The sequence below is a fragment of the Paraburkholderia sp. MM6662-R1 genome, assembly GCF_050436245.1.
Classification (GTDB): Bacteria; Pseudomonadota; Gammaproteobacteria; order Burkholderiales; family Burkholderiaceae; genus Paraburkholderia; species Paraburkholderia tuberum.
On sequence record NZ_JBNDLV010000001.1, the window covers coordinates 3,430,650 to 3,456,353 of the forward strand.

The 25,704-nt window shown below is 65.8% G+C and carries 24 protein-coding genes, 1 tRNA gene and 1 pseudogene; 12 read left to right on the forward strand and 14 right to left on the reverse strand.

The features are described from left to right. Window positions 1-81: 81 nt before the first annotated feature. Window positions 82-155: transfer RNA gene (locus tag OKW39_RS16240), tRNA-Gly, on the reverse strand. Between the two features lie 224 nt (window positions 156-379). Between OKW39_RS16240 and OKW39_RS16245 the strand changes: the two genes are divergently transcribed. After that, window positions 380-1,963 (forward strand): methyl-accepting chemotaxis protein, encoded by a 1,584-nt coding sequence (locus tag OKW39_RS16245; RefSeq protein WP_429563021.1) that lies wholly within the window; start codon window positions 380-382, stop codon window positions 1,961-1,963. A 58-nt stretch (window positions 1,964-2,021) separates the two neighbouring features. Here the strand turns inward: OKW39_RS16245 and OKW39_RS16250 are convergent, their stop codons facing one another. From OKW39_RS16250 to OKW39_RS16260, 3 genes are all read right to left on the reverse strand, one after another. Further along, complete coding sequence (locus tag OKW39_RS16250) at window positions 2,022-2,585, reverse strand: YggT family protein (RefSeq protein WP_090801501.1); 564 nt, start codon at window positions 2,583-2,585, stop codon at window positions 2,022-2,024. Between the two features lie 157 nt (window positions 2,586-2,742). Then, window positions 2,743-3,063, reverse strand: a complete 321-nt coding sequence (locus OKW39_RS16255) for an EthD family reductase (protein ID WP_090801500.1) — start codon at window positions 3,061-3,063, stop codon at window positions 2,743-2,745. A gap of 85 nt (window positions 3,064-3,148) precedes the next feature. Continuing rightward, window positions 3,149-4,084 (reverse strand): Rossmann-like and DUF2520 domain-containing protein, encoded by a 936-nt coding sequence (locus OKW39_RS16260; protein ID WP_429335185.1) that lies wholly within the window; start codon window positions 4,082-4,084, stop codon window positions 3,149-3,151. A 272-nt stretch (window positions 4,085-4,356) separates the two neighbouring features. On the opposite strand from OKW39_RS16260, the gene OKW39_RS16265 reads away from it, so the two are divergent. The 3 genes from OKW39_RS16265 to OKW39_RS16275 all read left to right on the forward strand — a co-directional run bounded on the left by OKW39_RS16265 (window position 4,357) and on the right by OKW39_RS16275 (window position 6,388). Next, window positions 4,357-4,518 carry a hypothetical protein gene (locus tag OKW39_RS16265; RefSeq protein ID WP_167368604.1) on the forward strand — a complete coding sequence of 54 codons (162 nt, stop codon included), beginning with the start codon at window positions 4,357-4,359 and terminating at the stop codon, window positions 4,516-4,518. A gap of 398 nt (window positions 4,519-4,916) precedes the next feature. After that, complete coding sequence (locus OKW39_RS16270) at window positions 4,917-5,216, forward strand: hypothetical protein (RefSeq protein WP_429563022.1); 300 nt, start codon at window positions 4,917-4,919, stop codon at window positions 5,214-5,216. 206 nt (window positions 5,217-5,422) lie between these two features. Further along, complete coding sequence (locus OKW39_RS16275; protein WP_090801497.1) at window positions 5,423-6,388, forward strand: threo-3-hydroxy-L-aspartate ammonia-lyase; 966 nt, start codon at window positions 5,423-5,425, stop codon at window positions 6,386-6,388. Between the two features lie 70 nt (window positions 6,389-6,458). Here OKW39_RS16275 and OKW39_RS16280 read toward each other — a convergent pair whose 3' ends face one another. After that, window positions 6,459-7,139: a LysE family translocator gene (locus tag OKW39_RS16280; protein ID WP_429563023.1), complete on the reverse strand. Its 681-nt coding sequence runs from the start codon at window positions 7,137-7,139 to the stop codon at window positions 6,459-6,461. Window positions 7,140-7,185: 46 nt separating this feature from the next. After that, a complete protein-coding gene (locus OKW39_RS16285) occupies window positions 7,186-8,760 on the reverse strand; it encodes a UbiD family decarboxylase (RefSeq protein ID WP_429489954.1) in 1,575 nt (524 codons plus the stop codon). Between the two features lie 615 nt (window positions 8,761-9,375). Here OKW39_RS16285 and OKW39_RS16290 point away from each other — a divergent pair. Next, complete coding sequence (locus OKW39_RS16290; RefSeq protein ID WP_187614107.1) at window positions 9,376-10,590, forward strand: transglycosylase SLT domain-containing protein; 1,215 nt, start codon at window positions 9,376-9,378, stop codon at window positions 10,588-10,590. Between the two features lie 95 nt (window positions 10,591-10,685). Here OKW39_RS16290 and OKW39_RS16295 read toward each other — a convergent pair whose 3' ends face one another. From OKW39_RS16295 to ribBA, 4 genes are all read right to left on the reverse strand, one after another. Next, a complete protein-coding gene (locus OKW39_RS16295; RefSeq protein ID WP_090801491.1) occupies window positions 10,686-11,882 on the reverse strand; it encodes a pyridoxal phosphate-dependent aminotransferase in 1,197 nt (398 codons plus the stop codon). A gap of 159 nt (window positions 11,883-12,041) precedes the next feature. Beyond that, window positions 12,042-12,476: a transcription antitermination factor NusB gene (nusB, locus tag OKW39_RS16300; RefSeq protein WP_090801489.1), complete on the reverse strand. Its 435-nt coding sequence runs from the start codon at window positions 12,474-12,476 to the stop codon at window positions 12,042-12,044. Continuing rightward, window positions 12,473-12,982: a 6,7-dimethyl-8-ribityllumazine synthase gene (gene ribH / locus OKW39_RS16305; RefSeq protein ID WP_090801488.1), complete on the reverse strand. Its 510-nt coding sequence runs from the start codon at window positions 12,980-12,982 to the stop codon at window positions 12,473-12,475. Before ribH ends, nusB begins: the two co-directional genes overlap by 4 nt. Window positions 12,983-13,030: 48 nt before the next feature. Beyond that, entirely contained in the window at window positions 13,031-14,164 is a 1,134-nt protein-coding gene (gene ribBA, locus OKW39_RS16310; RefSeq protein ID WP_184058094.1) for a bifunctional 3,4-dihydroxy-2-butanone-4-phosphate synthase/GTP cyclohydrolase II, read from the reverse strand. Between the two features lie 328 nt (window positions 14,165-14,492). On the opposite strand from ribBA, the gene OKW39_RS16315 reads away from it, so the two are divergent. The 7 genes from OKW39_RS16315 (at window position 14,493) to catA (ending at window position 21,751) form a co-directional block, all read left to right on the forward strand. Continuing rightward, window positions 14,493-15,614: an enolase C-terminal domain-like protein gene (locus OKW39_RS16315; RefSeq protein WP_429335178.1), complete on the forward strand. Its 1,122-nt coding sequence runs from the start codon at window positions 14,493-14,495 to the stop codon at window positions 15,612-15,614. 29 nt (window positions 15,615-15,643) lie between these two features. Next, window positions 15,644-16,681, forward strand: coding sequence for a hypothetical protein (locus tag OKW39_RS16320; RefSeq protein WP_429563024.1), 1,038 nt, complete (start codon window positions 15,644-15,646; stop codon window positions 16,679-16,681). Continuing rightward, on the forward strand, window positions 16,678-17,343 hold the full coding sequence (locus OKW39_RS16325; protein WP_429563025.1) for a gluconate 2-dehydrogenase subunit 3 family protein: 666 nt from the start codon (window positions 16,678-16,680) through the stop codon (window positions 17,341-17,343). Before OKW39_RS16320 ends, OKW39_RS16325 begins: the two co-directional genes overlap by 4 nt. Further along, on the forward strand, window positions 17,333-18,976 hold the full coding sequence (locus tag OKW39_RS16330; protein ID WP_429563026.1) for a GMC family oxidoreductase: 1,644 nt from the start codon (window positions 17,333-17,335) through the stop codon (window positions 18,974-18,976). Before OKW39_RS16325 ends, OKW39_RS16330 begins: the two co-directional genes overlap by 11 nt. Window positions 18,977-19,282: 306 nt before the next feature. Continuing rightward, window positions 19,283-20,419, forward strand: a complete 1,137-nt coding sequence (locus tag OKW39_RS16335) for a muconate/chloromuconate family cycloisomerase (RefSeq protein WP_429563027.1) — start codon at window positions 19,283-19,285, stop codon at window positions 20,417-20,419. A 27-nt stretch (window positions 20,420-20,446) separates the two neighbouring features. Further along, the gene (gene catC / locus OKW39_RS16340; protein ID WP_429335176.1) at window positions 20,447-20,737 is read left to right on the forward strand and encodes a muconolactone Delta-isomerase; all 291 of its coding nucleotides are present in this window, start codon (window positions 20,447-20,449) and stop codon (window positions 20,735-20,737) included. A gap of 78 nt (window positions 20,738-20,815) precedes the next feature. Then, window positions 20,816-21,751, forward strand: a complete 936-nt coding sequence (gene catA, locus OKW39_RS16345) for a catechol 1,2-dioxygenase (RefSeq protein ID WP_429335175.1) — start codon at window positions 20,816-20,818, stop codon at window positions 21,749-21,751. A gap of 323 nt (window positions 21,752-22,074) precedes the next feature. Here the strand turns inward: catA and OKW39_RS16350 are convergent. From OKW39_RS16350 to hemL, 4 genes and pseudogenes are all read right to left on the reverse strand, one after another. Next, window positions 22,075-22,191, reverse strand: a pseudogene (locus OKW39_RS16350) (energy transducer TonB family protein); the annotation flags it as partial. Between the two features lie 216 nt (window positions 22,192-22,407). Then, a complete protein-coding gene (locus OKW39_RS16355; RefSeq protein WP_429563028.1) occupies window positions 22,408-23,043 on the reverse strand; it encodes a riboflavin synthase in 636 nt (211 codons plus the stop codon). A 15-nt stretch (window positions 23,044-23,058) separates the two neighbouring features. Further along, complete coding sequence (ribD, locus tag OKW39_RS16360; RefSeq protein WP_090801471.1) at window positions 23,059-24,210, reverse strand: bifunctional diaminohydroxyphosphoribosylaminopyrimidine deaminase/5-amino-6-(5-phosphoribosylamino)uracil reductase RibD; 1,152 nt, start codon at window positions 24,208-24,210, stop codon at window positions 23,059-23,061. 63 nt (window positions 24,211-24,273) lie between these two features. Continuing rightward, complete coding sequence (hemL, locus tag OKW39_RS16365; protein WP_429563029.1) at window positions 24,274-25,557, reverse strand: glutamate-1-semialdehyde 2,1-aminomutase; 1,284 nt, start codon at window positions 25,555-25,557, stop codon at window positions 24,274-24,276. Window positions 25,558-25,704: the final 147 nt, after the last annotated feature.

Sequence of the window (25,704 nt, forward strand, 5' to 3'; positions counted from 1 at the left end):
TGCCGGGCCGTTGCTACTACAAAAAAGCCGCCTTCAGGGAGGCGGCTCTTGCTGGATTCCGCTGAACACTCAGCGGGAAAGTGGAGCGGGCGATGGGAATCGAACCCACGGCTCTAGCTTGGGAAGCTAGGGTATTACCATTATACGACGCCCGCAGAACTCGCGATTTTACAGGCTTTTGGGCCGTTTGGGCAGGGGTATGGCTCGCGCGCACGAGCAGCCGACCCGTCTTTTCGCTTCTGCGGTTCGAACGGCGCGAGCCTTCAGACTTTGTCTGCGCCTGCCGTTAATCCGAATACTGCCCAACACCGTGCGCTTGCGCTCCCGCAAGCCGGCACAAACCCGGCGCTTCCCATCCCGATCAAGAGATCTTCCCAAGATGCAGTGGCTTTCCAATCTGAAACTGAGCCAGAAGCTTGTCGGCTCCTTGATGCTGTGCGCGTTCGTAACGGCCATCGTCGGCACGGTCGGTGTGCTGAAGGTGCGCGAAGTCGCGACGATGCAAACCGAAATGTACGACCGCGAATTCGTGCCTGTGCGCGACGACGGCACCGCCGCGTGGCAGGCGGCTTCGCACTTCCGGCGCCTCTATTCGTACATCCTGAATCCGGAGCCGGCAGGCCGCGCCGATACGGTGCGCCTGAATCACGGCGGTGAAGCGGCGATCCTGTCGGCATTCGACTACGAGCGCAAGCATGCGACCACCGACGCGCAGAAGCAATTGCTGAGCGACTTCGACGCCGCCTATCCGGCCTATATGAGTTCGGTCGCGAAGGTGATGGCGCTGGCCGATCAGGGCGATCAGACCGGCGCGCTCGCCGAGCTCAAATCGACCACCGACCCGCTGCACGTCAAGCTGCGCACGCTGATGATCAAGCTGTCCGACGTGCGGGACGAGTTGGCCAGGCAGCGTGTCGCGAACGGCGTCGAGATGGTTCGCTCGGTGACGTGGTGGATCGCGAGCTGCGCGGTCGTCGGCGTCGCGGTTGCGATCGGCCTGGGGCTGCTGGTGACGCGCGCGGTCGTGCGGCAGATCGGCGGCGAACCGGCCGAAGTCGCGAAGGTCGTCGAGCAGATCGCGGGCGGCGACTTGAGCCAGCGACTGCACGCCGGCGCCGCCGACGACGGCAGCATCTTGCGCGCGGTCGCGCACATGCAGGAGCGTCTCGCGGCGACGATCGGTTCGATTCGCGAAAGCGCCGAGTCGGTCAGCATCGCTTCGCAGCAGATCGCGAGCGGCAACATCGATCTGTCCGCTCGCACCGAAGAGCAGGCCGCTTCGCTCGAACAGACCGCGGCGAGCATGTCGGAATTGACGCAGACCGTCACCCGCAACAGCGACAGCGCGCGCAACGCGAGCGCGCTCGCGACTGAGGCGGCACAGGTCGCGAACACCGGCAACACTGCTGTCGAGGGCATGGTGCGCACCATCGGTGATATCAGCGGCAGTTCGACGAAAATCTCGGAGATCACCGGCGTGATCGAGGGCATTGCGTTCCAAACCAATATTCTCGCGTTGAACGCGGCGGTCGAGGCCGCGCGCGCGGGCGAGCAGGGGCGCGGTTTCGCGGTGGTCGCGAGCGAGGTGCGCAACCTCGCGCAGCGCTCGGCGAGCGCGGCCAAGGAGATCAAGGAGATGATCACGACGTCGGTCGCGATCATCGAAGGCGGCACGCAGCAGGCAGCCGAAGTCAGCACGACGATGGCGGATATCAAGGCCGCGATTCATCGCGTGTCGGATATCGTCAGCGAGATCGCAACGGCCTCCGAAGAGCAGAACCGCAGCATTCACCAGGTCGGCCAGGCCGTCACGCAGATGGACGAGACCACGCAGCGGAACGCGGCGCTCGTCGAACAGGCCGCGGCGGCCGCGCAATCGCTCGAGACGCAGGCGCGCAAGATGAAGCAGACGGTGTCGGTGTTCCGGACGGGGGAGAGCCGCGGTTTCGCGGCAGCCGTGTAGAAGCCGCGCCGACTCAAGTGGCCGCCGCGCGTCAGCCCAACTTTCCCGCGCAATCAGCTCAGATCACAATATAAGTCAGCTGAACCGCCGCGCGCGTGACGACCATCTGCAGCACCTGCACGATCACGAACAGCAGGATCGGCGACAGATCGATACCGCCGAATTTCGGCAGCACGCGACGCAACGGATTCAGAAACGGCGCGGTCAACTGATACAGAATCGGCATCGCGGGCGAACGCGGATTGAGCCACGACAGCAGCGCCATCAGGATCGTCATCCAGATGATCAGATTGAGCGCCCACTTGATCGCGGTGAGCACCGCGACGATCAGCAGCGTCGGCACGAGCGTCAGCGGATCCGCGCCCGTCAGCACGATCATCAGGACGACGTAGATGATCGCGGCGATCAGCGTTGCGACCACGCTCGCCCAGTCGATGTTGCGCGTGCTCGGCAGGATGCGCCGCAGCGGCAGCACGATCCAGTTGGTCGCCTGCAGCACGGCGTTCGAGACCGGGTTGTACGGCGGCAGGCGCACAACCTGCAGCCACGCGCGCAACAGCAGCGCGGCGCCAAACAGCGTGAAAACGGTATTGAGCAGAAAACGGGCGATATCGCCAAACATCTCGTGTCCTTATGCTTCTGATGACGGCCGCCGACGGGCCGCGGGCTGCCGGCGTCGCCCGATCGGTGCGTGCCGGCGGTTTTCTGGATTTACCCGGTTAGCCAACCGGAGGTTCGACGTCATTGCGCGCCGCCTCCCGATGGCTGTCTGTCCGGCATCACACGGAAATCCGGACCTCGCTGATCAGGATTGTGCCGTTGCCGCCGTCGGTGTAGTTCGGGATATCCGCTAATAGTTGCTCGGACGCGGGCTTGAACACTTTATAGAAGTCGTCCGCGCTATCGAACAGGAAGTGTCCCGCGGCCACGTAAGGCGGTGGCGTGCCGGGCGGCCCGGCGTTCAGGCCCGCGTCGACCGACCAGCCTTTCAGCGCCGGCCCGAACAGCTTCGCCGCGAGCGGCATATGGGTCGCGCAGTAGTAGTCCATGTCGAAACGGCCGTTTTCCCGGTACGGGTAGAGGATGCTGACCTTGATCATTGTGCGTTCTCGTCTGTTGGTCCCGAAGCGCGGCGCGGGTCGTCGCGTGGTTCGCCCGGCGTGCCGGACGTCACATTATCACGGCTTACTTGACGCTTGCACCTGCCGCGGCCTGATTCAGCGAGCGGCCTAGCGATTCCTCCACAGCTTCGGAGATCGCTTCAATCGTCGCGGCCGGCGTTGCGCGACGTCGGGCGAGGTTGACCGCGCGGCGCGTCAGCAGACCATACAGCGCGGCATGGTCGCCGCCGAAGCCTTCGAGCAGCGCGAGCTGCTTCTCGACGACACCCGTGTCGCCGCGCGATACCGGCCCCGCGAGCGCGTTCGGCAGGCCTTTGTCGCGCGCGGTTTCGATCGTGCCGGCGAGCATCGGCAGCAGCGCGCGCAGCGCGTCGTCTTCGGCGAAGCCGAGCGTGCGCCACAACGCCACGCATTCGGCGAGGCTGCAGAGCGCGAAGCTCGCCGCGTAATGCGCGGCGGCGTGATACAGCATGCGGCCGCCCGGCGGAATCGACAGCGGATGGCAGCGCAGCGCGAGCGCGAGCGCGGTCAGCGTCTCCTTCAGTTCGCCGTCGGCTTCGATCGTCACCGAGCAGCCGACGATACGCTCGAGATCGGCGAGCTCGCCGCTAAATAGATACAACGGATGAAAGCCGCCGATCGCCGCGCCCTGATCGCGCGCTGGCGCCAGCAGTTCGACCGGCGAGGCGCCGCTGCAGTGCACGAGCGCTTTGCCGGGGCGGCTGGCCGCATTGCCTCCAAAGCGGAGTGTGTGCGCTGTCGTACCGATGCTGTCGTCAGGAACGGCTAAAAAAACGATATCGGCGGCGTCGACGGCCTGTTGCGGGTCGTCAGTGGCCGCGCAGTGTGCGATCTGGGCGGCGAGCCGGCGCGCGGAATCGGCCGAGCGGCTCGCCACCGCGGTGACCGGATAGCCGGCGCGCGCAAACGCGAGCGCGAGACAACGCGCGAGCCGCCCCGCGCCGATGAAGCCGACGCGCGGCAAGGAAGACTGGGACATGGTCACCTGCTCCAGACGGATCGTGTGAACGGGAAAGCAGCAGTATCTCGCATCCGGCGAAGCGCGGCCGCGATCCGGCCCCTTGCACGGTTCGACAGCAGTCGTCGGATAAGTTTGCGGGCGATATGGCGCCAACGGTCGGTCATCGGGTGGCGTGACGCCCACGGTTGTGAAAACTGTTCACAATCGTGACAGGAACAGTGGTCGACCAGCCGGTTTGGCGGTCGTATTTTCCGTACTTCGTTCGCAGTCAGAAATTCGGGAGGGTCGAGATGAGTATTTTTTCTTACCGAAAGCACTTGCGGTTCCTGACGCGCGCCCAGCGCCGTCGCTGGTGGGATCAGAAAAAGCGCCTTACGCCGCGCGTGCGGATCAGCGGCGCATACGTGCCGCCCAACGTGTCCCGCGAATTCGTGTACGTGAAGGTCGGCTAGTCGCGCGGTCTTCGCAGGTGACAAAATGCCCGGCCTCGAGCAATTGAGCCGGGCATTTTTTGTTGGGAATTTTCTTCCGGCTGTCAGGATTGAAGCGAATTTGTAATTAAAGATTACCGATGCGCGAACTCAAACCCGCGCGCTCGATCAGACCTGTGACGCGCGGCCCGTCGCCCGCGTGCAACCCCTTGATTCCCGGCTGATTTCGCTCAGGTCGCGGCGGCGCGTAGGCGCGCTCGCGCCGCGCTCGGCAAAACGCTTCGGCTCGCCCTTGCAATTTGCAACAAATGCGAACATTTCGGCTGGGGCTTTTTAGATACATTGTTTAGATACATTGATTTCGCAGCATGCGAGGCATGCGCAGTCGGCGACCTTGGCAGGCCGCTAGGAGAATAGAAGTGAAAAAGATCGTTCCGTTTGTCGTTGCAGCCGCACTCGGCTTGGGACTTGCCGGGACCGCTGAGGCAGGTGTTTCCGTCGGTATCGGCCTTGGGGTGCCGATCGCGCCGGCCTATCCGGTCTATGCGGCGCCGCCGCCTGTCTATTACGCCCCGCCTGCGCCGGTGTACGCGCCGCCGGTTGTGTTCGCACCGGCTCCGGTGGTGGTCGGAGGCTATTACGGCTATGGCCGCCCTTACTATCGTGGCTACTACCACGGCTACTATCGCGGCTACGGGCACTCGTACTATCGTCATTAAGAAGGGCGGGCGCGCCTGACGCGCGTGGGAACGTCGACGGCGTAACGCCGGCTTGTGCCGGGTTACGTCGTTTCTTTTTGAGTCGCTGGTTTTTGCTTTCCGCAGTGTTCCTGGCTGGTGTCGTGCGCTCGCGCGAGCGCCGTTCCAAAGCATCGAGGAAGCTGGGAGAATGGCTGCTTCGCCACCGCCCCAAGAGAGTTTCGCCGATGCAAGCGCTTCCCGCTCCCACCTTCGATGACGTCCTCGACGCCGCCGCGCGTCTCGAAGGCGTCGCGCACCGCACCCCCGTTCTGACGTCGAGCACGTTCGACGAGCGCACTGGCGCGTCGGTGTTCTTCAAGTGCGAAAACTTCCAGCGCATGGGCGCGTTCAAGTTCCGCGGCGCGTACAACGCGATTTCGCATTTCGACGCGGAGCAGCGCAAGGCGGGCGTGCTGACCTATTCGTCGGGCAATCACGCGCAGGCGATCGCGCTGTCGGCGCGCCTCGCCGGCATTCACGCGACGATCGTGATGCCGCACGACGCACCCGAGGCCAAGGTCGCCGCGACCAAAGGCTACGGCGGCGAAGTGATCAGCTACGACCGCTACAAGGAAAATCGCGAGGAAATCGGCCGCCGGCTCGCCGAAGAGCGCGGCATGACGCTGATCCCGCCGTACGATCATCCGCACGTGATCGCCGGCCAGGGCACCGCGGTCAAAGAACTGATCGACGAAACCGGCCCGCTCGACATGTTGTTCGTGTGCCTCGGCGGTGGCGGGTTGATCAGCGGCAGTGCATTGTCGGCGGCCGCGCTGAGCCCGGCCTGCACGGTGATCGGCATCGAGCCCGAGGCGGGCAACGACGGCCAGCAGTCGCTCGCACGCGGCGAGATCGTTCATATCGACGCGCCGCGCACGATTGCCGATGGCGCCGCCTCGACGCATCTGGGCCACTACACGTTCGCGGTCATCCGCCAGCTGGTCGCGCGAATCGAAACGGTCAGCGATGCGCAACTGATCGAGACGATGCGCTTTTTCGCGCAGCGCATGAAGATCGTCGTCGAACCGACTGGTTGTCTCGCGGCGGCGGCGGTGCTGAACGGCGTCGTGCCGGTGAAGGGCAAGCGCGTCGGCGTGGTGGTGAGCGGTGGCAATGTCGATCTGCCGAAGCTCGCGCAGTACCTCGCATGAGCGGCTCACGTCGAGTCGCATGAAGAAAAACGGCTCGCCGATGCGAGCCTTTTTTTGTTCGCGAGCCGCTTCAGCTTGCCACTTGCGCGGTGCTCTGCACGATCAGATCGCGATACCCGTTGACGATCACGCTGTACGAGAAATAGGCGAACAGCAGCGCCGACAGAACGTGACACGCGCGCAGCAGACCGGCGCCCGCGCGCTTGCGTCCGTGGCTGCCGAGCCCGCAGATGAAAAGCGTCCAGCACAGGCCGCCCAGAAAGAATCCGCCGAGGAAGATCAGCGCGGTTGTCGGGCTCGTTGCGCCGGCCTTCGCGATCAGCGCGCCGCCGACCGCTGCGAACCACAGGATCGCCGACGGCGACGACACCGCGAGCAGCACGCCGCGCACAAACCCGCGCCATGCCGACTGATGCGGCGCAGCCGCGTCGCCTTCGCCGGCAACAGCTTGCGCCGTGGCCGGGAAGATCGCTTCACGCGCCATCTTCCAGGTGAGAAACAGGAGGATCGCCGCGCCGCCGATCCATACGACCCAGCGCACCGATTCGAACTGCAGCAGCGCGGCCATGCCCGCGAGCGCGAGCGTCGCGTAAATGAGATCGCCGACGCACGAGCCGAGGCCGAGCCAGAAGCCCGGCCGAAAGCCGTGCGACAGCGTCAGCGAAATGATCGCGACGTTGACGAGACCGATATCGAGGCACAGCGACAAGGACAGAAAAAAGCCGTCCGACATCATTGAAAAAGCGTGCATCCGCGCGAGCGCTCCATCCGTTATTGATTGTGTTGTCCCGCGCGCGCTACAGGCCGAGGCCCAACTCGTTCCACAAGCTATCGATACGCTGTTTGACCGCGTCGTCCATCACGATCGGGCGGCCCCATTCGCGGTCGGTTTCGCCCGGCCACTTGTTGGTTGCGTCGAGCCCCATCTTCGAGCCGAGGCCGGCTACCGGCGACGCGAAATCGAGATAGTCGATCGGCGTGCGGTCGACGAGCACCGTGTCGCGCGTCGGGTCCACTCGCGTGGTGATCGCCCAGATCACTTCCTTCCAGTCCCGGATATTGACGTCCTCATCGACGACGACGATGAACTTCGTATACATGAACTGCCGCAGGAAGCTCCACACGCCGAACATCACGCGTTTCGCGTGGCCGGGGTAGCTCTTCTTCATTTGCACGATCGCCATGCGGTAACTGCAGCCTTCGGGCGGCAGATAGAAGTCCGTGATCTCGGTGAACTGCTTCTGCAGCAGCGGTACGAACACTTCGTTCAGCGCGACGCCGAGCACCGCCGGCTCGTCGGGCGGTCTGCCGGTGTAGGTGGAGTGATAGATCGCGTCGCGGCGCATCGTGATGCGCTCGACCGTGAAGACCGGGAACCACTCCTGTTCGTTGTAGTAGCCGGTGTGATCGCCATACGGGCCTTCGAGCGCGTGTTCGTACGTGGCCGACGCACCCTTCGACGGACGCGGCGGTGCGCCGGCCGGGGCGGGCGAGGGTGCGCCTTCCTGCGGATAGATGAAGCCCTCGAGCACGATCTCGGCGCGCGCGGGGACCTGCAGACCGTCGACGCCCGGTGTGACGCATTTCGCGAGCTCGGTGCGCCCGCCGCGCAGCAGGCCGGCGAACTGGTATTCGGACAGCGTGTCGGGTACCGGCGTGACCGCGCCGAGAATCGTCGCCGGGTCCGCACCGAGCACGACGGCCACCGGATACGGCTTGCCGGGATTTTTCAGCGCGAACTCACGAAAATCGAGCGCGCCGCCGCGATGCGCCAGCCAGCGCATGATCAGCTTGTTACGCCCGATCAGTTGCTGGCGATAGATACCCAGGTTTTGTCGACTCTTGTTCGGCCCTTTCGTGACGGTCAGACCCCAGGTGATCAACGGCCCGGCATCGCCGGGCCAGCAGGTCTGAATGGGCAATTTGGCAAGGTCGACGTCATTGCCTTCCCAGACGATTTCCTGGCAGGGCGGTGCGTTGACCGTCTTCGGCGCCATGTCCCACACGGCCTTCGCTAGCGACAGCAGCTTGCCGGCGTCCTTGAGCCCTTTCGGCGGCTCGGGTTCCTTCAACGCGGAGAGTAGCCGACCGACATCGCGCAGCGATTCGAGCGCCGCCTGGTCGCCCGCGCCTGCTTCGGCATCGATGCCCATGCCAAGCGCGACGCGGCGCGGCGTGCCGAACAGATTGCCAAGCACCGGGAACGCGTGCCGCTCGGTGTTCTCGAACAACAGAGCCGGGCCGCCCGCGCGGAGCACACGGTCGCAAAGTTCGGTCATTTCGAGATTCGGCGACACTTTTTGCGAAATTCGGCGCAATTCACCGATCGCCTCGAGGCGGCCGATGAAATCGCGTAAGTCTTTGTATTTCATCTGTGACGGTTCAGGGCCGCATGCACGGCGCATAGGACGGGGAGGCAGGAGGAACGGCGTTGGTACCTATCCGGCGCAAAAAACGATTGTCGATTTTACCTGCGTTAGCCGCCGCACGTAGATCGACCAAAGGGTCTAGTCCAAACAGCCAGGGTCGGATCGCCCGAAACGCGCATTGAGCGCGGTTCTCGGATGACTGAACACTGTTCATAATTACGAAAAGTTATCATTCTTGAATTCTATAGTGTTGACGATCTATAAAACCGTGCATAGAATCCGTCCACATTGGTTGCAGGGCGTTAACCTTTTTACCGTCGCCCCCGGTCCTCAGACGCAACGCGTCACCGTTTTGCTTCCCTGCAGGGTAGAACGGCATTATTGAAGTCCCTCACCAGCGTCCACCAACGCTGGTTTTTCGCGTGGGAGCCAAGCCCAATACACATCGAGTATGTGTGGGCTGTTTTTGAGATGGCTCCCCAAACGGTATTTGTTGCCGTTTTCCCGACGTCGCTGCTGCCCAACCAGAGAGCACGCGATGTCTTGACTCTGCGAGCGCGCCGTACCGCCTGATTTGTCCCGGCGGAGTTCGCGGATCATGCAAGATGGGAGATCTGAATGAACGCCTGGTTATCGTGGCGTCCCGATGAGCGTATTGCGCAGATTGTGCGCGGTGCGCTGCGCAGCGGGACGCGACTGAGTCATCACCTATTCAGCATTGTCGGCGGGATCGCCGTGGTGCTGGCTCTCGCACTGTGGCTGATGCCGACCTGGCGCGGCGCGCTCGCCGCGCGTCTGATGCCGGTCATTTCCGCCGCCGTGCAAGCGGGCCCCGCCCGCCTGCTGCAAGGCAATCCGCTGCCCGCCATCGGACCGACCAGAAACGCCGACGCATCCTCCGACGAATCGCTGTCGGCCAATTCGCCGAACATGCTGACCACGCCGAGTCCCACCGATGGCTCGAACGACGGCAGCATGACCCTCACCGCGGCCACCACCGGCTTCGACGGCGCGTTCGACGGCGCCGGCACGTCGGGCACGAGCGCCGCCGCGCTCAACGGCCTCGATCCGCGCACGATGCAGGGCGTCAGCGCGCTCGCACGTCTGATTCCGCAGCAGCGCGTGTCCGCCGATGCACGCGATGACCGCGTGCTCGTGTCGAGCCACGAGCAGGACCTGGTCGCGTCGTACCTCGCGCGGCGTTATCGCGTCGCTCAGGAGCCCGTCGGCGAGCTCGTAAAAGCCGCGTTCGACACCGGCCGCGAAGTCGGCCTCGATCCGCTGCTGCTGCTGTCAGTGATGGCGATCGAATCGGGCTTCAATCCGTACGCCGAGAGCGGCGTCGGCGCGCAGGGCCTGATGCAGGTGATGTCGAAGGTGCATTCGGACAAATTCCAGTATTTCGGCGGCCAAAGCGCGGCGCTCCAACCGCTCGCGAACATCAAGGTCGGCGCGCTCGTGCTGAAGGATTGCATCGCGCGTGGCGGCTCGCTGCCGGGCGGCCTGCGTCTGTACGTCGGCTCCACCACGCCGGATGACGGCGGGTACGGCGCGAAGGTGATGGCCGAGCGCGGTCGTCTGCGCGACGTCGCGCGCGGCCGTAAGGTGCCGATCAATGCGCCGCAAGCTCCGGTGCTGACCGCGTCGGCCACGCCGGCGCCAGCCGCGGCGACGAGTGGTGGCAACGGCAAACGCGTTCAGGTGACGCTGCAAGGCGGTCACGCGCTGAGCCAGGCGACGTCGGCGGTGCACACGCAGCCGGCCGATCAGGACGACGCGAGCGCCAATTCGACGACGCGCCACGTGGCGTCGGCGTCGGAGCTGGGGGCTTGAGTTAGACGTTGCCGTGCCGCATGAAAACAACAAGGACACCCTCGGGTGTCCTTTTTTGCGTCTGGCACGGTTGCTGCCGAATCAATCCCGATGCGTCAATGCCGCCCGAACAGCTTTGCCAGCCGCTCGACCGCCTCTTCGAGCTTTGGATAGGCGGTCGCATACGACAGCCGGATGTAGTCCTTCGGCGCGTGCGTGCCGAAGTCCATGCCCGGCACCAGCACGACCCCGGCATCGTGCAGCATCGCCTTCGTGAGCGCCGCGCTGTCGCCGGCCGCCGGATGCGCGACGCCTCGGCAGTCCGCGTACACGTAGAACGCGCCGTCCGGCATCACCGGCACGGAGAAGCCGAGCGATTCGAGCGCCGGCGCGATGAAGTCGCGGCGTCGCTTGAATTCGAGGCGCCGCGCTTCGTAGATCGCGATCGTCTCCGGCTCGAAACAGGCGAGCGCCGCGTGCTGCGCGAGCGCCGACGCGCAGATGAACAGGTTCTGCGCGAGCTTTTCGAACGCGCTGACCATCGCGGGCGGCACGACGAGCCAGCCGAGCCGCCAGCCGGTCATGTTGAAGTACTTCGAGAAGCTGTTGACGGTGACCACGTCGTCGCCGAACGACAGCGCCGACACCGGCTTGGCGTCGTAGCTGAGGCCCTGGTAGATCTCGTCGACGATCGAGAAGCCGCCGCGCGCGCGCACGGCCTTGACGATGCGCTCGAGTTCGGCCGGCTCGATCGACGTGCCGGTCGGATTCGACGGCGACGCGAGCAGCACGCCGCGGGTGCGCTCGCCCCACAGGCGTTCGACGTCGGCGGCGGTCAGCTGGAAGCGCTCGGCCGGCCCGCTCGGCACCATCACCGGCTTGCCTTCGGCGGCGATTACGAAATGGCGGTTGCACGGATAGCACGGGTCGGGCATCAATACTTCGTCGTCGCGATCGACGAGCGCCGCGCACGCCAGCAAGAGCGCGGCCGATGCGCCCGCGGTCACCACGATCCGCGCCGGATCGACGTCGATGCCGTAGAACTCGGCGTAATGCGCGGAAATCGCATCGCGCAGCGCGTGCACGCCGAGCGCGCTGGTGTACTGCGTGACGCCGCGGCGCAGCGCGCTCGCGGCCGCCTCGATGACCGGCTCGGGCGCCGTGAAATCCGGCTCGCCGATGCCCATGTGAATGATGTCGCGCCCCGCGCGTTCGAGCAGCACGGCCTCCTTGGCCAGTTCCATCACGTAGAAAGGCTGGATGGCATCGACGCGCGCGGCAAGCCGCACGAGAGGTTCGGTCACGGAGTTCATACGGTCAGTCCAGTTCAGAAGCAGGACGGCGCCTACCCATCAAATGATGCGTTCATCGATGCGCGCAGCGCCGTCCTTGCGGGCGATCGAGGTGCTTCGCCCTGTGCAGTGCGACGTGGCAGGGAGCCGATGCGCGGCATGGCCCCACCGGCGCCGCGCTCAGCTCTTGCGAGCCGCCTGCGTCTCGGTGGCGCGCAGTTGCGCCGAGAGCTTGTCGAGCACGCCGTTCACGTACTTGTAGCCGTCCGAGCCGCCGAACGTCTTGGTCAGCTCGACCGCTTCGTTGATGACCACGCGATACGGAATGTCGACGTGATTCTTCAGTTCGAACGCGGCGACCAGCAGCACCGCGCGTTCGACCGGCGACAGTTGATCGATCGGACGGTCGAGGCACGGCGCGATCGCGGCGGAAAGTGCTTCGGAATCGCGCATCACGCCATGCAGGATCGCGTCCAGGTGCTCGTGATCGGCCTTGTCGTAACCTTGCGCGCCGCGTAGTTGCGCGTCGATCTCACCGCCGGGCGAGCCCGACAGCAGCCACTGGTAAAGCCCCTGCGTGGCCAGTTCGCGGGAGCGTCGGCGTGCGCTCTTCATGCCTCTTCCTCGTCGTCTTCGTCTTCATCTTCGTCATCGCCGCCGAGCTGCTCGAGCGCGACCGCGAGGTTCGCCATTTCGACAGCCACGCGCGCGGCGTCGCGACCCTTCTCGGTCATGCGCGCGACGGCTTGCTCGTCGTTCTCGGTGGTCAGCACCGCGTTCGCGACCGGAATGCCGAAGTCGAGGCCGATGCGCGTGATGCCCGCGCCGCTTTCGTTCGAAACCAGCTCGAAGTGATAGGTCTCGCCGCGGATCACCGCGCCGAGCGCGATCAGCGCGTCGAATTGCGCGCTTTCCGCGAGCTTTTGCAGCGCGAGCGGGATTTCCAGCGCGCCCGGCACCGTGACGAGCAGCACGTCTTCGCCGGTCACGCCGAGGCGTTCGAGTTCTTCGATGCAGGAGTCGGCGAGGCCGTTGCAGACGGGTTCGTTAAAGCGCGCCTGGACGATGCCGATGCGCAGTCCGTCGCCGTCGAGATTCGGTTGGTATTGTCCGATTTCCATATGAATTCCGTAGTGTTTGAGTGGGCGCGAGGCGCGTGAGTGGTCGGATCAGAGTTGCGGGGCTTGCGTTTTGCTGCCGGGCATCGGAATGAAGCCCGTGACTTCGAGACCATAACCCGACATGCTGCCGAGCTTGCGTGGGTTCGACAGCACCTGCATCTTGCCGACGCCGAGTTCGCGCAGAATCTGCGCGCCGATGCCGTAGGTCTTGAAGTCGACCGGCCGGCGCTTCAGCGCGTCCGCTTTTTCCTTCGAGTCGAACGCCTTGAAGACGTCGATCAGATGGTCTTTCGAGTCGCCGCAGTTCAGCAGTACGACCACGCCGAGATCGCGTTCTGCGATTTCTTTGATGGCCGCGTCCAGCGTCCAAGAATGGGTGGATTCGCCGACTTCGAGCAGATCCAGCACCGACAGCGGCTCGTGCACGCGCACCGGCGTGTCGCGATCGGGCATCGGCGTGCCGCGCACCAGCGCGATGTGCGGCTGGCCGCTCGGCTGATCGAGATACATGACCGCGCGGAACGCGCCGTGCGCGGTTTGCATCGTACGTTCGCAGACACGCTCGACGATCGACTCGGTGCGGCTGCGATAGTGAATCAGATCGGCGATCGTGCCGGTCTTCAGGCCGTGCTCCTTGCCGAACTCGAGCAGGTCCGGCAGACGCGCCATCGTACCGTCGTCCTTGATCACTTCGCAGATCACCGCGGCAGGCGTGAGGCCCGCGAGCCTCGTGAAGTCGCAGCCGGCCTCGGTATGGCCGGCACGCACCAGCACGCCGCCCGGCTGCGCCATGATCGGGAAGATATGGCCCGGCTGCACGATGTGCTCGGCTTTCGCGTCCGGCGCGACCGCGGCCGCGATCGTGCGGGCCCGGTCGGCCGCCGAGATGCCGGTCGTCACGCCTTCGGCCGCTTCGATGCTGACCGTGAACGCGGTGCCGTACTGCGTGCCGTTGCGGTAGGTCATCAGCGGCAGGTTCAGCTGCTGGCAGCGATCCTGGGTCAGCGTCAGGCAGATCAGGCCGCGGCCGTAGCGAGCCATGAAATTGATCGCTTCCGGAGTGACAAACTCGGCGGCGATCACGAGGTCGCCCTCGTTCTCGCGGTCTTCTTCGTCGACGAGGATCACCATCCGGCCGGCTTTCAGTTCGGCAATGATCTCTTGGGTGGAGGCGAGCGTCATGTTGGCGAGTTTTTCGGGAAAGCGCGTATTTTACGCCACGCGCGAGCCCAAGTCGCCTCCGCCAGACGACATAGGCCGTTCGGCCGACCGTGACGAGCCGGGCGGGGTTGCCATGCTCGTCGAAACGGTGGGCGCGCGCGCGAGTGGCGTTGGCGGCAACGCGAAGTGTGCTCCAGCGCGGCCCGCTTTACGGATTGCAATAGTGCGGAACGGTACTTGCGACGCAGCAGGCAGCTTCGTCTCACTACCACCTGGAGACCGGAATGTCGGGGACCGTCGGCTGTTGCATCAATGAAGGGCGTCACGCGCGCGCGCAAGGAGCGCGTCGATGAAGCGCGGCGCCACGAGCGGGGGCTCGTCGCAAGCGCCCGTGAGCGCGCTGCGCGCGAGCGCGTACCGCATTCCGACCGACGCGCCGGAGGCCGACGGCACGTTCGCGTGGGACGCGACCACGCTGGTCGTCGTCGAGGTCGACGCGGGCGGCGACACCGGCATCGGCTACACGTACAGCGATGCGTGCATCGTCGCGCTGATCCAGGGCGCGCTCGCCGCCTGCGTGCTGAATCACGACGGATTGGACGTCGGCGCGCATTGGCAACGGTTGCAACGCCAGGTGCGCAATCTCGGCCGCGCGGGACTGGCCGCGACAGCCATTTCGGCAATCGACTGCGCGCTGTGGGACCTGAAGGCGAAGCTGCTCGGCGTGCCGCTCGTCGGGCTGCTCGGCGCGTTGCGCCCGGCCGTGCCGGCTTACGGCAGCGGCGGCTTCACCACGTATACGAACCAGCGCTTGCAGCAGCAGTTCGCCGGCTGGGTCGCGCAGGACGGCTGCCGGTGGGTAAAGATGAAAATCGGCAGCGAGCCGGACAAGGACCCGGCGCGCGTCGCGGCGGCGCGCGCGGCGATCGGCGGCGCGGGCCTGTTCGTCGACGCGAACGGCGCGTTCACGCCGCAACGGGCGCTGTACTACGCGCAACGTTTCGCCGAGCACCAGGTGAGCTGGTTCGAGGAGCCCGTGTCTTCGGACGACGAAGCGGGCCTGCGCGGCGTACGCGAGCGCGTGCCGGCCGGCATGGAGATCGCCGCCGGCGAATACGGCTACACGCTCGACGACTTCCGCCACCTGCTCGCGGCGGGGGCCGTCGATGTGCTGCAGGCCGACGCGAGCCGTTGCGGCGGCATCACCGGTTTTCTGCAGGCCGCCGCGCTGTGCGACGCGTATCACGTGCCGCTGTCCGCGCATTGCGCACCGGCGTTGCATCTGCACGTCGCGTGCGCGGCGCCGCGCTTGCGCCATCAGGAGTGGTTCCATGACCACGTCCGGATCGAAGCCATGCTGTTCGACGGTGCGCCGCGTTTGCGCGACGGCCAGATGGAGCCGGATCTGTCGCGGCCCGGTTGCGGGCTCGAGTTCAAGCATGGTGACGCCGAGCGCTACCTCATCAAATAAAGCAAGGCCACGACAAGGAAGCGATATCGATGGGCTCTTCACGCGTACCCGGATTGCTGTACACGGCGGCGGCGGTGACGGCCGTCGCGGCCTTGGCCGCGCGCGGCGTGGGAAGACCTGAGTCGCATCGCGAACGGCGTGAGAGCGGCCCGCAACACCACGAGCGTCGGGCATCCGTGACGTTCCCGACGTGTGCCGCCCGCAGCCACCAGCGCGCGCCGGCGCGCGTGCACGCGAGCGAACCCACCGCCGAGGTTGAGGCACACGTCGAAGCGGCCCGCACCTTCAACCACAGCTCCGCGCTGCTCGCGCTGTCGGTGCTCGCCGACAGCGCGATGGAGCACTACCGCGGCTCGTTCGACAACCCCGCGATGTTCACGCCACTCGTCAGCGCGAGTCTGTCGCTCGCCGCGGGCCTGCATGGTGGCGCGGATCGTCGCGGCCAGACGCATCGCGCGCGCCATGCGATCTATCTGGCCGCGGCGGCGACGGGCATCGCCGGCACGGGCTTCCATTTCTACAACGTGATGAAGCGGCCGGGCGGCTGGAGCTGGAACAACCTGTTTCACGCGGCACCGCTCGGCGCGCCGAGCGCGTTGCTGCTGTCAGGCGCGCTCGGTGCCGTCGCCGAACGCTTGCGCGACGAGCCCGCAGACGACCCGCAACTGCTCGGCATGCCGGCCGGTCAGGCGCTCGGTCTGCTGGTCGCGGCGGGTCTCGTCGGCACGGTGGGGGAGGCCGCGCTGCTGCATTTTCGTGGCGCGTTTCAGCATCGCGCGATGTACGCGCCGGTCAGCATTCCGCCCATCACCGCCGCGCTGCTCGCGCATGCCGCGCTGTCCGCTCCGCGCGAGCGCTGGTACACGCGGCTCTGGTTACGCGTCACGACCGTGCTCGGCTTTGTCGGCGCGGGTTTTCACGCGCGCGGGATCGCGCGTCGTCAGGGCGGCTGGCGCAACTGGAGCCAGAATCTGTTCGACGGGCCGCCGCTGCCCGCGCCGCCGAGCTTTTCCGCGCTGGCGCTCGCCGGGCTCGCCGCACTGCGTCTGCGGGAGACTGAAAAATGACCAACCGACCACGCTCGACCCGAGTTACCCGCTATCCCGGCTACGACGTGCTCGACAAACGCACGACGCCGTCGTGGGACGCGCACACCCGCGCGGTGATCGCCGAACGCCTCGCGACACCGCTCGAGCCGCGCTTTTTCAAGGCGGTCGAATGGCTCGCGGTCACGTCGCTGTGCGCCCGCATCGTGCCGCAAGCGAATGCGCAACCAGTGGTGCCGCTCGCCGCGTTGCTCGACGCGCGGCTCGCCGGCAATGGCAACGACGGCTACCGCGACGCCCGTTTGCCGCCGATGCGCGACGCCTGGCGCATCGGCCTTGCCGCGCTCGATGCCGAGTGCCGCGAGCGCCGCGGCCTGCCGTTCGCGAGCCTCGCGGAGGACACGCAGATCGCGCTGCTCGGCGAGATGCAGCGCGGCGAACTGACGAACCCCGCGTGGCGCGGCATGCCGTCGAAGCTGTTCTTCGGCGAGCGCGTGCTGCACGACATCTGCGGGCTCTACTACTCGCACCCGCACGCGTGGAGCGAGATCGGCTTCGGCGGCCCGGCGAATCCGCGCGGCTATGTGCGCATGTACCTGAACCGGCGCGATCCGTGGGAGGCGGTCGAAGCGACGCCCGACACCCATGAGCAGGCCGCGAAGGAGAACCGCCGTGTCCGATGACGCGCAGCAACGGCCACGCGGCAAGGACGGCCGCGCACCCGATGTGTTCCAGCGCGGCGGCTGGGTGCCGATGCGCACGTACCCTGACGGCGAGGAGGTCGATTTCGCGATCGTCGGCACCGGCGCCGGCGGTGGCACGCTCGCGTGCCGGCTTGCGGAAAAAGGCTTCAAGATCGTCGCGTTCGATGCCGGCGCGTGGTGGCGTCCGCTCGAAGAGTTCGCGTCTGACGAAGCGCATCAGGAAAAACTGTTCTGGACCGACGAGCGCATCTGCGACGGCGACAATCCGTTGAAGCTCGGCAACAACAACAGCGGCAAGGCGGTGGGCGGCAGCACGGTCCATTTCGCGATGGTGTCGCTGCGCTTTCGGCCCGAGTGGTTCAAGTCGCGCAGCGTGCTCGGCTATGGCGCCGACTGGCCGCTCGACTGGCGCGAGATGTGGCACTACTACGGCGAGGTCGAGGACGCGCTGAAAATCTCCGGACCGGTGAACTATCCGTGGGGGCCGAGGCGGCCGCGCTATCCGTATCGCGCGCATGAGCTGAACGCGGCGGCGCTGGTGCTCGCGCGCGGCGCCGAGGCGCTAGGCATCGGCTGGAGCCCGACGCCGCTCGCGACCCTCTCCGCGCCGCGCGGCCGCGCGCATCCGTGCGTGTACCGCGGCTTTTGCGTGTCCGGCTGCGCGACCAACGCGAAGCAAAGCGCGCTCGTCACGTGGATCCCGCGTGCGCTGCGAGCCGGCGCCGAGGTGCGCGATCTGGCGATGGTCGGCCGCGTCGTCACCAACGACGCGGGGCTCGCCACCGGCGTCGAATATCTGCGCGAAGGACGCTGGCGATTCCAGCGCGCGAAGCACGTGGTGGTGGCCGGCTACGCGATCGAAACGCCGCGCCTGTTGCTGATGTCGGCCAACAGCCGCTTTCCCGACGGACTTGCGAACAGTTCGGGACTCGTGGGCAAAAACCTGATGGCGCAGTCGAATCAGGGCGTCTACGGCACCTTCGATGAAGACATCCGCTGGTACAAGGGGCCGCCGTCGCTCGCGCTCACCGAGCACTGGAACTACGAAGACAAGGGCAAAGATTTTTTCGGCGGCTACTGCTACATGAGCCAGGGGCCGCTGCCGAACGGATGGGTCGCGGTGCAGAATGGCCGCGGCTTGTGGGGCGACGCGCTCGGCGCGGAGATGCTCAAGTACAACCACCAGGCGGGGCTGAAGATCGTCGGCGAGATGCTGCCGCAGCAGCGCAACCGCGTGACGCTTGCCGACGAGAAGGACCAGTACGGGCTGCCGATCGCGCGCGTCACCTATTCATGGTGCGACAACGACAAGCGGCTCATCGCGCATTCGCTCGACTTCATGGAGCAGGCGCTCGCGGCCGCCGGCGGCAAGGAGATCTGGCGCGAGACCGACGACACCTGCCACCTGAACGGCACCGCGCGCATGGGTGACGATCCGTCGACGAGCGTCGTCGACGCGGACTGCCGCAGTTGGGACATCCGCAACCTGTGGGTGTGCGACGGCTCGGTGTTTCCGACGGTGGGCGGCGTGAATCCGTCGCTGACGATTCAGGCGATCGCGTGTCGCACCGCCGAGCGCATCGCCGCGCTAGCCGCGCGCGGCGAGTTGTAGGGGCAGTGTTGCCCGCGCGCATGAACCGCAGTCCGAAACGACGGAGTACTCACTGGGCGATCCGGGTGGTTACACAACATGCTCTCCATGCATCGAACATTGACTTACGTCATGTTTGAGGCGCAAAAACGGGCCTCATTTTCGATGCCCCACCTGCATGGTGCAATGCAAAATCCATAGAAAGGCCGGGCTTGCTGGCCTCACCATACCCTGCAGGTATGAAAAAGGACAGGAAAAGTATTGGACGGGCCAAACGGGCGAAGGGTATAAAAACATCCAATGAACTCACTTCCCGCCGCAGCCGCCATGACCCAAGCGACCATCGAACGTATCGAAACCCGCCTCGTCGATCTGCCGACGATCCGTCCTCACAAGCTGTCGGTCGCCACGATGTACGGGCAGACGCTGATGCTGGTCAAGGTCTACTGCAGCGACGGCATCGTCGGGATTGGCGAAGGCACCACGATCGCCGGCATGGCCTACGGCCCGGAAAGCCCCGAAGCAATGAAGCTCGCGATCGACGCCTACTTCGCCCCGGCGATGATCGGCAAGGACGCGACGCAGATCCAGGCGCTGATGGCGCACCTCGGCAAGCTGGTCAAGGTCAATCATTTCTCGAAGAGCGCGCTCGAAACGGCGCTGCTCGACGCGCAAGGCAAACGTCTCGGCGTGCCGGTGAGCGAACTGCTCGGCGGCCGTCGCCGTGAGCGCGTGCCGGTTGCGTGGACGCTCGCGTCGGGCGATACCGCGAAGGACATCGCCGAAGCCGAGCACATGCTCGACGTGCGCCGCCACAAGGTCTTCAAGCTGAAGATCGGCGCGAAGGAACTGAAGACCGACATCAAGCACGTCACCGAGATCAAGAAAGCGGTCGGCGAGCGCGCCGCGGTGCGCGTCGACGTGAACATGGCGTGGAGCGAGACCCAGGCCGCCTGGGCGATTCCGGCGCTGGCCGACGCGGGCTGCGATCTGGTCGAGCAGCCGGTCGCGACCGCCGCGGCGCTCGCGCGACTGATGCGCCGCTTCCCGGTCGCGCTGATGGCCGACGAAGTCTTGCAAGGCCCGGACAGCGCGTTCGAGATCGCGAAGAACGGCGGCGCCGATGTATTCGCGATCAAGATCGAGCAGAGCGGTGGTCTGTTCGCCGCGCAGCGCGTGGCCGCGATCGCAGATGCCGCCGGCATCGAGCTGTACGGCGGCACGATGCTCGAAGGCGCGTTCAGCACGGTGGCGTCGGCGCATCTGTTCGCGAGCTTCGCGAATCTGCAATGGGGCACCGAGCTGTTCGGGCCGTTGCTGATCACCGAAGAAATTCTGACCACGCCGCTCGACTACAGCGACTTCGAACTGACCGTGCCGAACGGCCCGGGTCTCGGCATCGAACTCGACGAGGCGAAGGTCGAACGATTCACGCGAGACGGGCTGATGAAGGTCACCCGCTAAACGGATTTAGATCAAGAGGATTCAACGATGCTTTTCCATGTGCGAATGGACGTGCACCTGCCGGTCGACATGCCGGCCGAAGTGGCGAACGAAATCAAGACCCGCGAGAAGGCTTACTCGCAGGAGCTCCAGCGTAGCGGCAAGTGGCGTCATATCTGGCGCCTCGTTGGCGAGTACGCGAATTACAGCATCTTCGATGTAGAGAGCAATGCCGAACTTCACGACGTTCTGTCCGGCTTGCCTCTGTTCCCGTACATGAAGATTTCGGTGACGCCTCTGTGTCGTCACCCGTCGTCGATTCGGGACGACGACATCTGAGCCCAGGGGCCAGGCGCTTTTGACGGCGAGCGCATCCAAAGCCATCTTTTCCCCCTATACCAACTGGAGACAGTCATCGTGAGCGTCAAAGTATTTGAAACCAAAGAAGTGCAGGATCTGCTGAAAGCCGCTTCCAACGTCGATGCCGGGAATGGCAACGCGCGTTTCCAGCAGATCGTTTTCCGGCTGCTGGGCGACCTGTTCAAGGCAATCGATGACCTCGACATCACGCCCGACGAAGTCTGGGCCGGCGTCAACTATCTGAACAAGCTCGGTCAGGACGGCGAAGCGGCGCTGCTCGCGGCCGGCCTCGGTCTCGAGAAGTATCTCGACATCCGCATGGACGCCGAGGACAAGAAGATCGGTCTCGAAGGCGGCACGCCGCGTACGATCGAAGGCCCGCTGTACGTCGCCGGCGCGACGGTGCGCGAGGGCGTCTCGAAGATCGACATCAACCCGGACGAAGACGCGGGCCCGCTGGTGATTCGCGGCACGGTCAAGGATCTGGACGGCAAGCCGGTCGCCGGCGCGGTCGTCGAGTGCTGGCACGCGAACTCGAAGGGCTTCTACTCGCACTTCGATCCGACCGGCGCGCAGAGTGACTTCAACCTGCGCGGCGCGGTGAAGACCGGCGCCGACGGCAAGTACGAGGTCCGCACGCTGATGCCGGTAGGCTACGGCTGCCCGCCGCACGGCTCGACGCAGCAGCTGCTGAACGTGCTGGGCCGTCACGGCAACCGTCCGGCGCACGTGCACTTCTTCGTCAGCAGCGACGGCCATCGCAAGCTGACCACGCAGTTCAACATCGAAGGCGATCCGCTGATTTGGGACGACTTCGCGTATGCAACGCGCGAAGAGCTGATTCCGCCGGTCGTCGAGAAAAGCGGTGGCGCGGCGCTGGGCCTGAAGGCCGATACGTACAAGGAGATCGAGTTCAACTTCACGATCACGCCGCTGGTCCAGGGTAAGGACAACCAGCTCGTCCATCGTCCGCGCGCTTCGGCCGAAGCGTAATCGCACGAGGCGGCGCCGTGGCGACACGGCCGCTGCCTTTCGTTGCCAACGGCCGGTGGTCTTGCCGGCCGAATCCCTGAAGCGTCGTGCTGCCGTTGCTTGGCGTTCTGGGCGAGTCGTCGCAAGGGGCGCTCGCAAGGCTCGAGCAACAGCGAAGAACCGATCGCGCCCGCGGGAGAAGACGGCGGTCGCGGGGAGTCCGCGTTGCTCGCGGCCGCCGCGACGCCTGCGCCGGAGTGAGCCGTATCGCCACTCGCGTGCGGTAGATTGAAAACGAAATTCGTTTCGACCGCCACAGGCTGATTGTCCATGCCCGTGAGCGCGCTGCACTGGGCACGCCGCGATGCCTGAAGGGCGAGGTTGTCGAACGCTGGATTGCCGGACGAGACTTCGACGACCGCGTCGCTGATCTGTCCACGTTCGTCGACCCATGCACGCACGATCGCATGGGGACGCGGCGCGTGCGCGACCGCAGCGCCGGAGCAGGTGCGGCTCTTTCATTGTGATTGTCAGCTTCGGATCGTGCACGCGCGCTGGGTCACGACCCCGGATTCGCCTCGCTCAAACCGGCTTGCTGCGCGGATCGATCGCTGTCCCGATACGCACCGAGCATGCGCTCCTGGTATCGCGTAACGGTCTCGAGGGAAGTGGCCAGGTTACGTCGAGGACGGATCGCCATCGCGCGGCGCATTGAGCATCCGCTCCACATAGCGCGCAATCAGATCGATCTCCAGATTCACTTTTACCCCGTCGTGCAGATGCTTGAGCGCCGTCACCTGCACGGTATGCGGAATCAGATTGATCGAGAACTCGCAGCCGTCGTCGCGATCAACGACGGAGTTCACGGTCAGGCTCACGCCATTGACCGTAATCGATCCCTTGTACGCGAGATAACGACCGATGTCGCGCGGCGCGAGAATGCGCAGCTCGTGCGATTCGCCGACCGGGGCGAAACGCGTGACGACACCGAGCCCGTCGACGTGTCCGGACACGATATGTCCACCGAGCCGGTCATGTGCGCGCAGCGCTTTCTCGAGATTGACCTCGCCGGGTTCGCCGAGACCGGCCGTGCGGTTCAGGCTCTCGCGCGACACGTCGACCTCGAACGAATGAGCGGTCTTCGCGACCACCGTCATGCAGGCGCCCTGGATCGTGATGCTGTCGCCGAGCTGCACATCGGCGAGGTCGAGCCCGCCCGCCTCGACGTTCAGGCGCACGCCCGCGTCGCCGCCCGTGCCGAGCGGCTTGACTGATTCGATGCGGCCCACTGCCGCGACGATTCCTGTAAACATCGTGCTAGTCCTTGATCATTTCGAAACGGTGGGAGACACGGTGTCGGTCCCGGGTAAGGCTGTCGGCGCGAAACGCGCGAGGATCCGCAGATCGTCGCCGATCCGCTCGACCGTGTGGAAATTCAGCTTCACGCGGTCTTCGAGCTGGTCGGGCGCGTCCAGATTGAACATGCTCATCGAGTCCACGCCGAGCAGGCTCGGCGCGAGATAGACCAGCAGTTCATCGACGCAGCCTTCGCGCAGCAGCGAACCGTTCAGCTTGTAGCCGGCTTCGACGTGCAGCTCGTTGACGTGACGCTCGCCGAGCACGCTCAGCATGCGCGGGAGATCCACCTTGCCGAACGCGTTCGGCAGCGGCACGATCTCGGCGCCGCGCTCGCGCAGCGCGCTCGCGCGTTCTTCGAGACGCGCGTCGAGCTCGCCGCAGAAGATCAGGGTCGGCGCGCCGGCCAGGATCAGCGCGTCGAGCGGCACGTCGAGCTGGCTGTCGATCAGCACGCGGTGCGGTTGGCGCGGTGTATCGACCGCGCGCACGGTCATGCGCGGATTGTCCTCGCGCACAGTGCCGATGCCGGTCAGGATCGCCGACGCGCGCGCACGCCACGCATGACCGTCGGCCCGCGCGGCCGCGCTCGTGATCCACTGGCTCTCACCCGACGGCAAGCCGGTGCGGCCATCGAGCGACGCCGCCACTTTCATGCGCACCCACGGACGGCCGCGCGTCATGCGCGATACGAAGCCGATGTTCAGCTCCCGCGCTTCGTTCGCGAGCAGCCCGCAGCGTACTTCGATACCGGCTTCGCGCAGCATCGCGAGACCGCGGCCGGAGACCTGCGGGTTGGGATCTTCCATCGCCGCGATCACGCGGCCGATCTGCGCTTCGATCAGCGCGTTCGCGCACGGCGGCGTGCGGCCGAAATGGCTGCACGGTTCGAGCGTCACGTAGGCGGTCGCGCCGCGCAGGTCGTGGCCGCGCGAGCGCGCGTCCTTCAGCGCGCGAATTTCGGCGTGATCCTGGCCGGCCGGCTGCGTGAAGCCTTCGCCGATCACCTCGCCGTTTCTGACGAGCACGCAACCGACCCGCGGATTCGGGTCGGCCGTGTACATGCCGCGCTTCGCGAGCGCGAGCGCGCGTTCCATGTGGACGAAATCGGTTTGCGAGAACATCGGTGTCCGTTGTGGTGCGGTGTCTGGGTCGTGCGAGTTGCGGCCTTTGCTTCGGGCCCGGCTTCAGCCTTTCAACGCTGCGAACGCGCCGCGCGCGGCGTCGATCGTCGCGTCGATCACCGCGTCGTCGTGCGCGCTCGACACGAAGCCGGCCTCATACGCGGACGGCGCGAAGTACACGCCCGCGTCGAGCATCTTGTGGAAGAACGCGTTGAAGCGCGGCACATCGCTCTTCGTGACGTCGGCGAAGCTCGTCGGGATCGATTCGCGAAAGTAGATGCCGAACATGCCGCCGAGCGCATCGGCCGCGAACGGCACGTCCGCTTCGCGTGCCGCCCGCGCGAGCCCTTGCGCGAGACGCGTGGTGCGCGCGGCGAGCGTGTCGTAGAAGCCGGGCGCCTGGATCAGCTGCAGCGTCTTCAGGCCGGCCGCGACCGCGATCGGATTGCCCGACAGCGTGCCCGCCTGATAGACGCCGCCGAGCGGCGCGAGGTGAGCCATGATGTCGCGCCGGCCGCCGAACGCCGCCGCCGGCATGCCGCCGCCGATTACCTTGCCGAGGCAGGTGAGGTCCGGCGTGATGCCGTAGCGTTGCTGCGCGCCGCCGAGCGCGACGCGGAAGCCGCACATCACTTCGTCGAAAATCAGCACCGCGCCGTACTCGGTGCACAGGCGCCGCAGCGCCTGCAGGAATTCAGGGGTCGCGCGCACGAGGTTCATGTTGCCAGCGACCGGCTCGACGATCACCGAGGCGATCTCGTTGCCGAACGCCTTGAACGCTTCTTCGAGCTCGGCGACGTTGTTGTATTCGAGCACGGTGGTGTGCTTCGCGATATCGACCGGCACGCCCGCCGAGGTCGGATTGCCGAAGGTCAGGAGGCCCGAGCCGGCCTTCACGAGCAGGCTGTCCGCGTGGCCGTGATAGCAGCCTTCGAACTTGACGATGCGGCTGCGGTTCGTGAAGCCGCGCGCGAGACGCAGCGCGCTCATCGTCGCCTCGGTGCCGCTCGACACCATGCGCACCTGTTCGATCGACGGCACCAGCTTGCAGATTTCCTCGGCGATCTCGACTTCCGACTCGGTCGGCGCGCCGAACGAAAAGCCATTCACGAGCGCGCGCTGCACGGCTTCCAGCACTTCGGGATGAACGTGGCCGAGGATCATGGGGCCCCACGAGCCGATGTAGTCGGTATAGCGCTGGCCGTCCGCGTCCCAGAAGTACGGGCCTTGCGCGCGCTCGATGAAACGCGGTGTGCCGCCGACGGAACGGAAAGCGCGCACCGGCGAATTCACGCCGCCGGGGATCGTGCGTTGCGCGCGTTCGAAGAGGGTTTCGTTTCTGGACATGGCGATGGCTGGAATAGGGAACAGGGGTTGCGCAGCGGCGCAAAGGGCCTCGGACGATTCCCGCGGACCCTTCGCGCGATGCTGGGGTGGATCGAGAAATTGTACCGGAGTCGGCGCCGGCGGGCTGTGCGGGCGGGCGGTCGCGGC

What these genes read in the sequence shown, in the direction of transcription:
- OKW39_RS16245 (WP_429563021.1), top strand. Translation starts at nt 380, where the DNA reads ATGCAGTGGCTTTCCAATCTGAAACTGAGCCAGAAGCTTGTCGGCTCC.
- OKW39_RS16250 (WP_090801501.1), bottom strand. Translation starts at nt 2,585, where the DNA reads ATGTTTGGCGATATCGCCCGTTTTCTGCTCAATACCGTTTTCACGCTG.
- OKW39_RS16255 (WP_090801500.1), bottom strand. Translation starts at nt 3,063, where the DNA reads ATGATCAAGGTCAGCATCCTCTACCCGTACCGGGAAAACGGCCGTTTC.
- OKW39_RS16260 (WP_429335185.1), bottom strand. Translation starts at nt 4,084, where the DNA reads ATGTCCCAGTCTTCCTTGCCGCGCGTCGGCTTCATCGGCGCGGGGCGG.
- OKW39_RS16265 (WP_167368604.1), top strand. Translation starts at nt 4,357, where the DNA reads ATGAGTATTTTTTCTTACCGAAAGCACTTGCGGTTCCTGACGCGCGCC.
- OKW39_RS16275 (WP_090801497.1), top strand. Translation starts at nt 5,423, where the DNA reads ATGCAAGCGCTTCCCGCTCCCACCTTCGATGACGTCCTCGACGCCGCC.
- OKW39_RS16280 (WP_429563023.1), bottom strand. Translation starts at nt 7,139, where the DNA reads ATGCACGCTTTTTCAATGATGTCGGACGGCTTTTTTCTGTCCTTGTCG.
- OKW39_RS16285 (WP_429489954.1), bottom strand. Translation starts at nt 8,760, where the DNA reads ATGAAATACAAAGACTTACGCGATTTCATCGGCCGCCTCGAGGCGATC.
- OKW39_RS16290 (WP_187614107.1), top strand. Translation starts at nt 9,376, where the DNA reads ATGAACGCCTGGTTATCGTGGCGTCCCGATGAGCGTATTGCGCAGATT.
- OKW39_RS16295 (WP_090801491.1), bottom strand. Translation starts at nt 11,882, where the DNA reads ATGAACTCCGTGACCGAACCTCTCGTGCGGCTTGCCGCGCGCGTCGAT.
- nusB (WP_090801489.1), bottom strand. Translation starts at nt 12,476, where the DNA reads ATGAAGAGCGCACGCCGACGCTCCCGCGAACTGGCCACGCAGGGGCTT.
- ribH (WP_090801488.1), bottom strand. Translation starts at nt 12,982, where the DNA reads ATGGAAATCGGACAATACCAACCGAATCTCGACGGCGACGGACTGCGC.
- ribBA (WP_184058094.1), bottom strand. Translation starts at nt 14,164, where the DNA reads ATGACGCTCGCCTCCACCCAAGAGATCATTGCCGAACTGAAAGCCGGC.
- OKW39_RS16315 (WP_429335178.1), top strand. Translation starts at nt 14,493, where the DNA reads ATGAAGCGCGGCGCCACGAGCGGGGGCTCGTCGCAAGCGCCCGTGAGC.
- OKW39_RS16320 (WP_429563024.1), top strand. Translation starts at nt 15,644, where the DNA reads ATGGGCTCTTCACGCGTACCCGGATTGCTGTACACGGCGGCGGCGGTG.
- OKW39_RS16325 (WP_429563025.1), top strand. Translation starts at nt 16,678, where the DNA reads ATGACCAACCGACCACGCTCGACCCGAGTTACCCGCTATCCCGGCTAC.
- OKW39_RS16335 (WP_429563027.1), top strand. Translation starts at nt 19,283, where the DNA reads ATGACCCAAGCGACCATCGAACGTATCGAAACCCGCCTCGTCGATCTG.
- catC (WP_429335176.1), top strand. Translation starts at nt 20,447, where the DNA reads ATGCTTTTCCATGTGCGAATGGACGTGCACCTGCCGGTCGACATGCCG.
- OKW39_RS16355 (WP_429563028.1), bottom strand. Translation starts at nt 23,043, where the DNA reads ATGTTTACAGGAATCGTCGCGGCAGTGGGCCGCATCGAATCAGTCAAG.
- ribD (WP_090801471.1), bottom strand. Translation starts at nt 24,210, where the DNA reads ATGTTCTCGCAAACCGATTTCGTCCACATGGAACGCGCGCTCGCGCTC.
- hemL (WP_429563029.1), bottom strand. Translation starts at nt 25,557, where the DNA reads ATGTCCAGAAACGAAACCCTCTTCGAACGCGCGCAACGCACGATCCCC.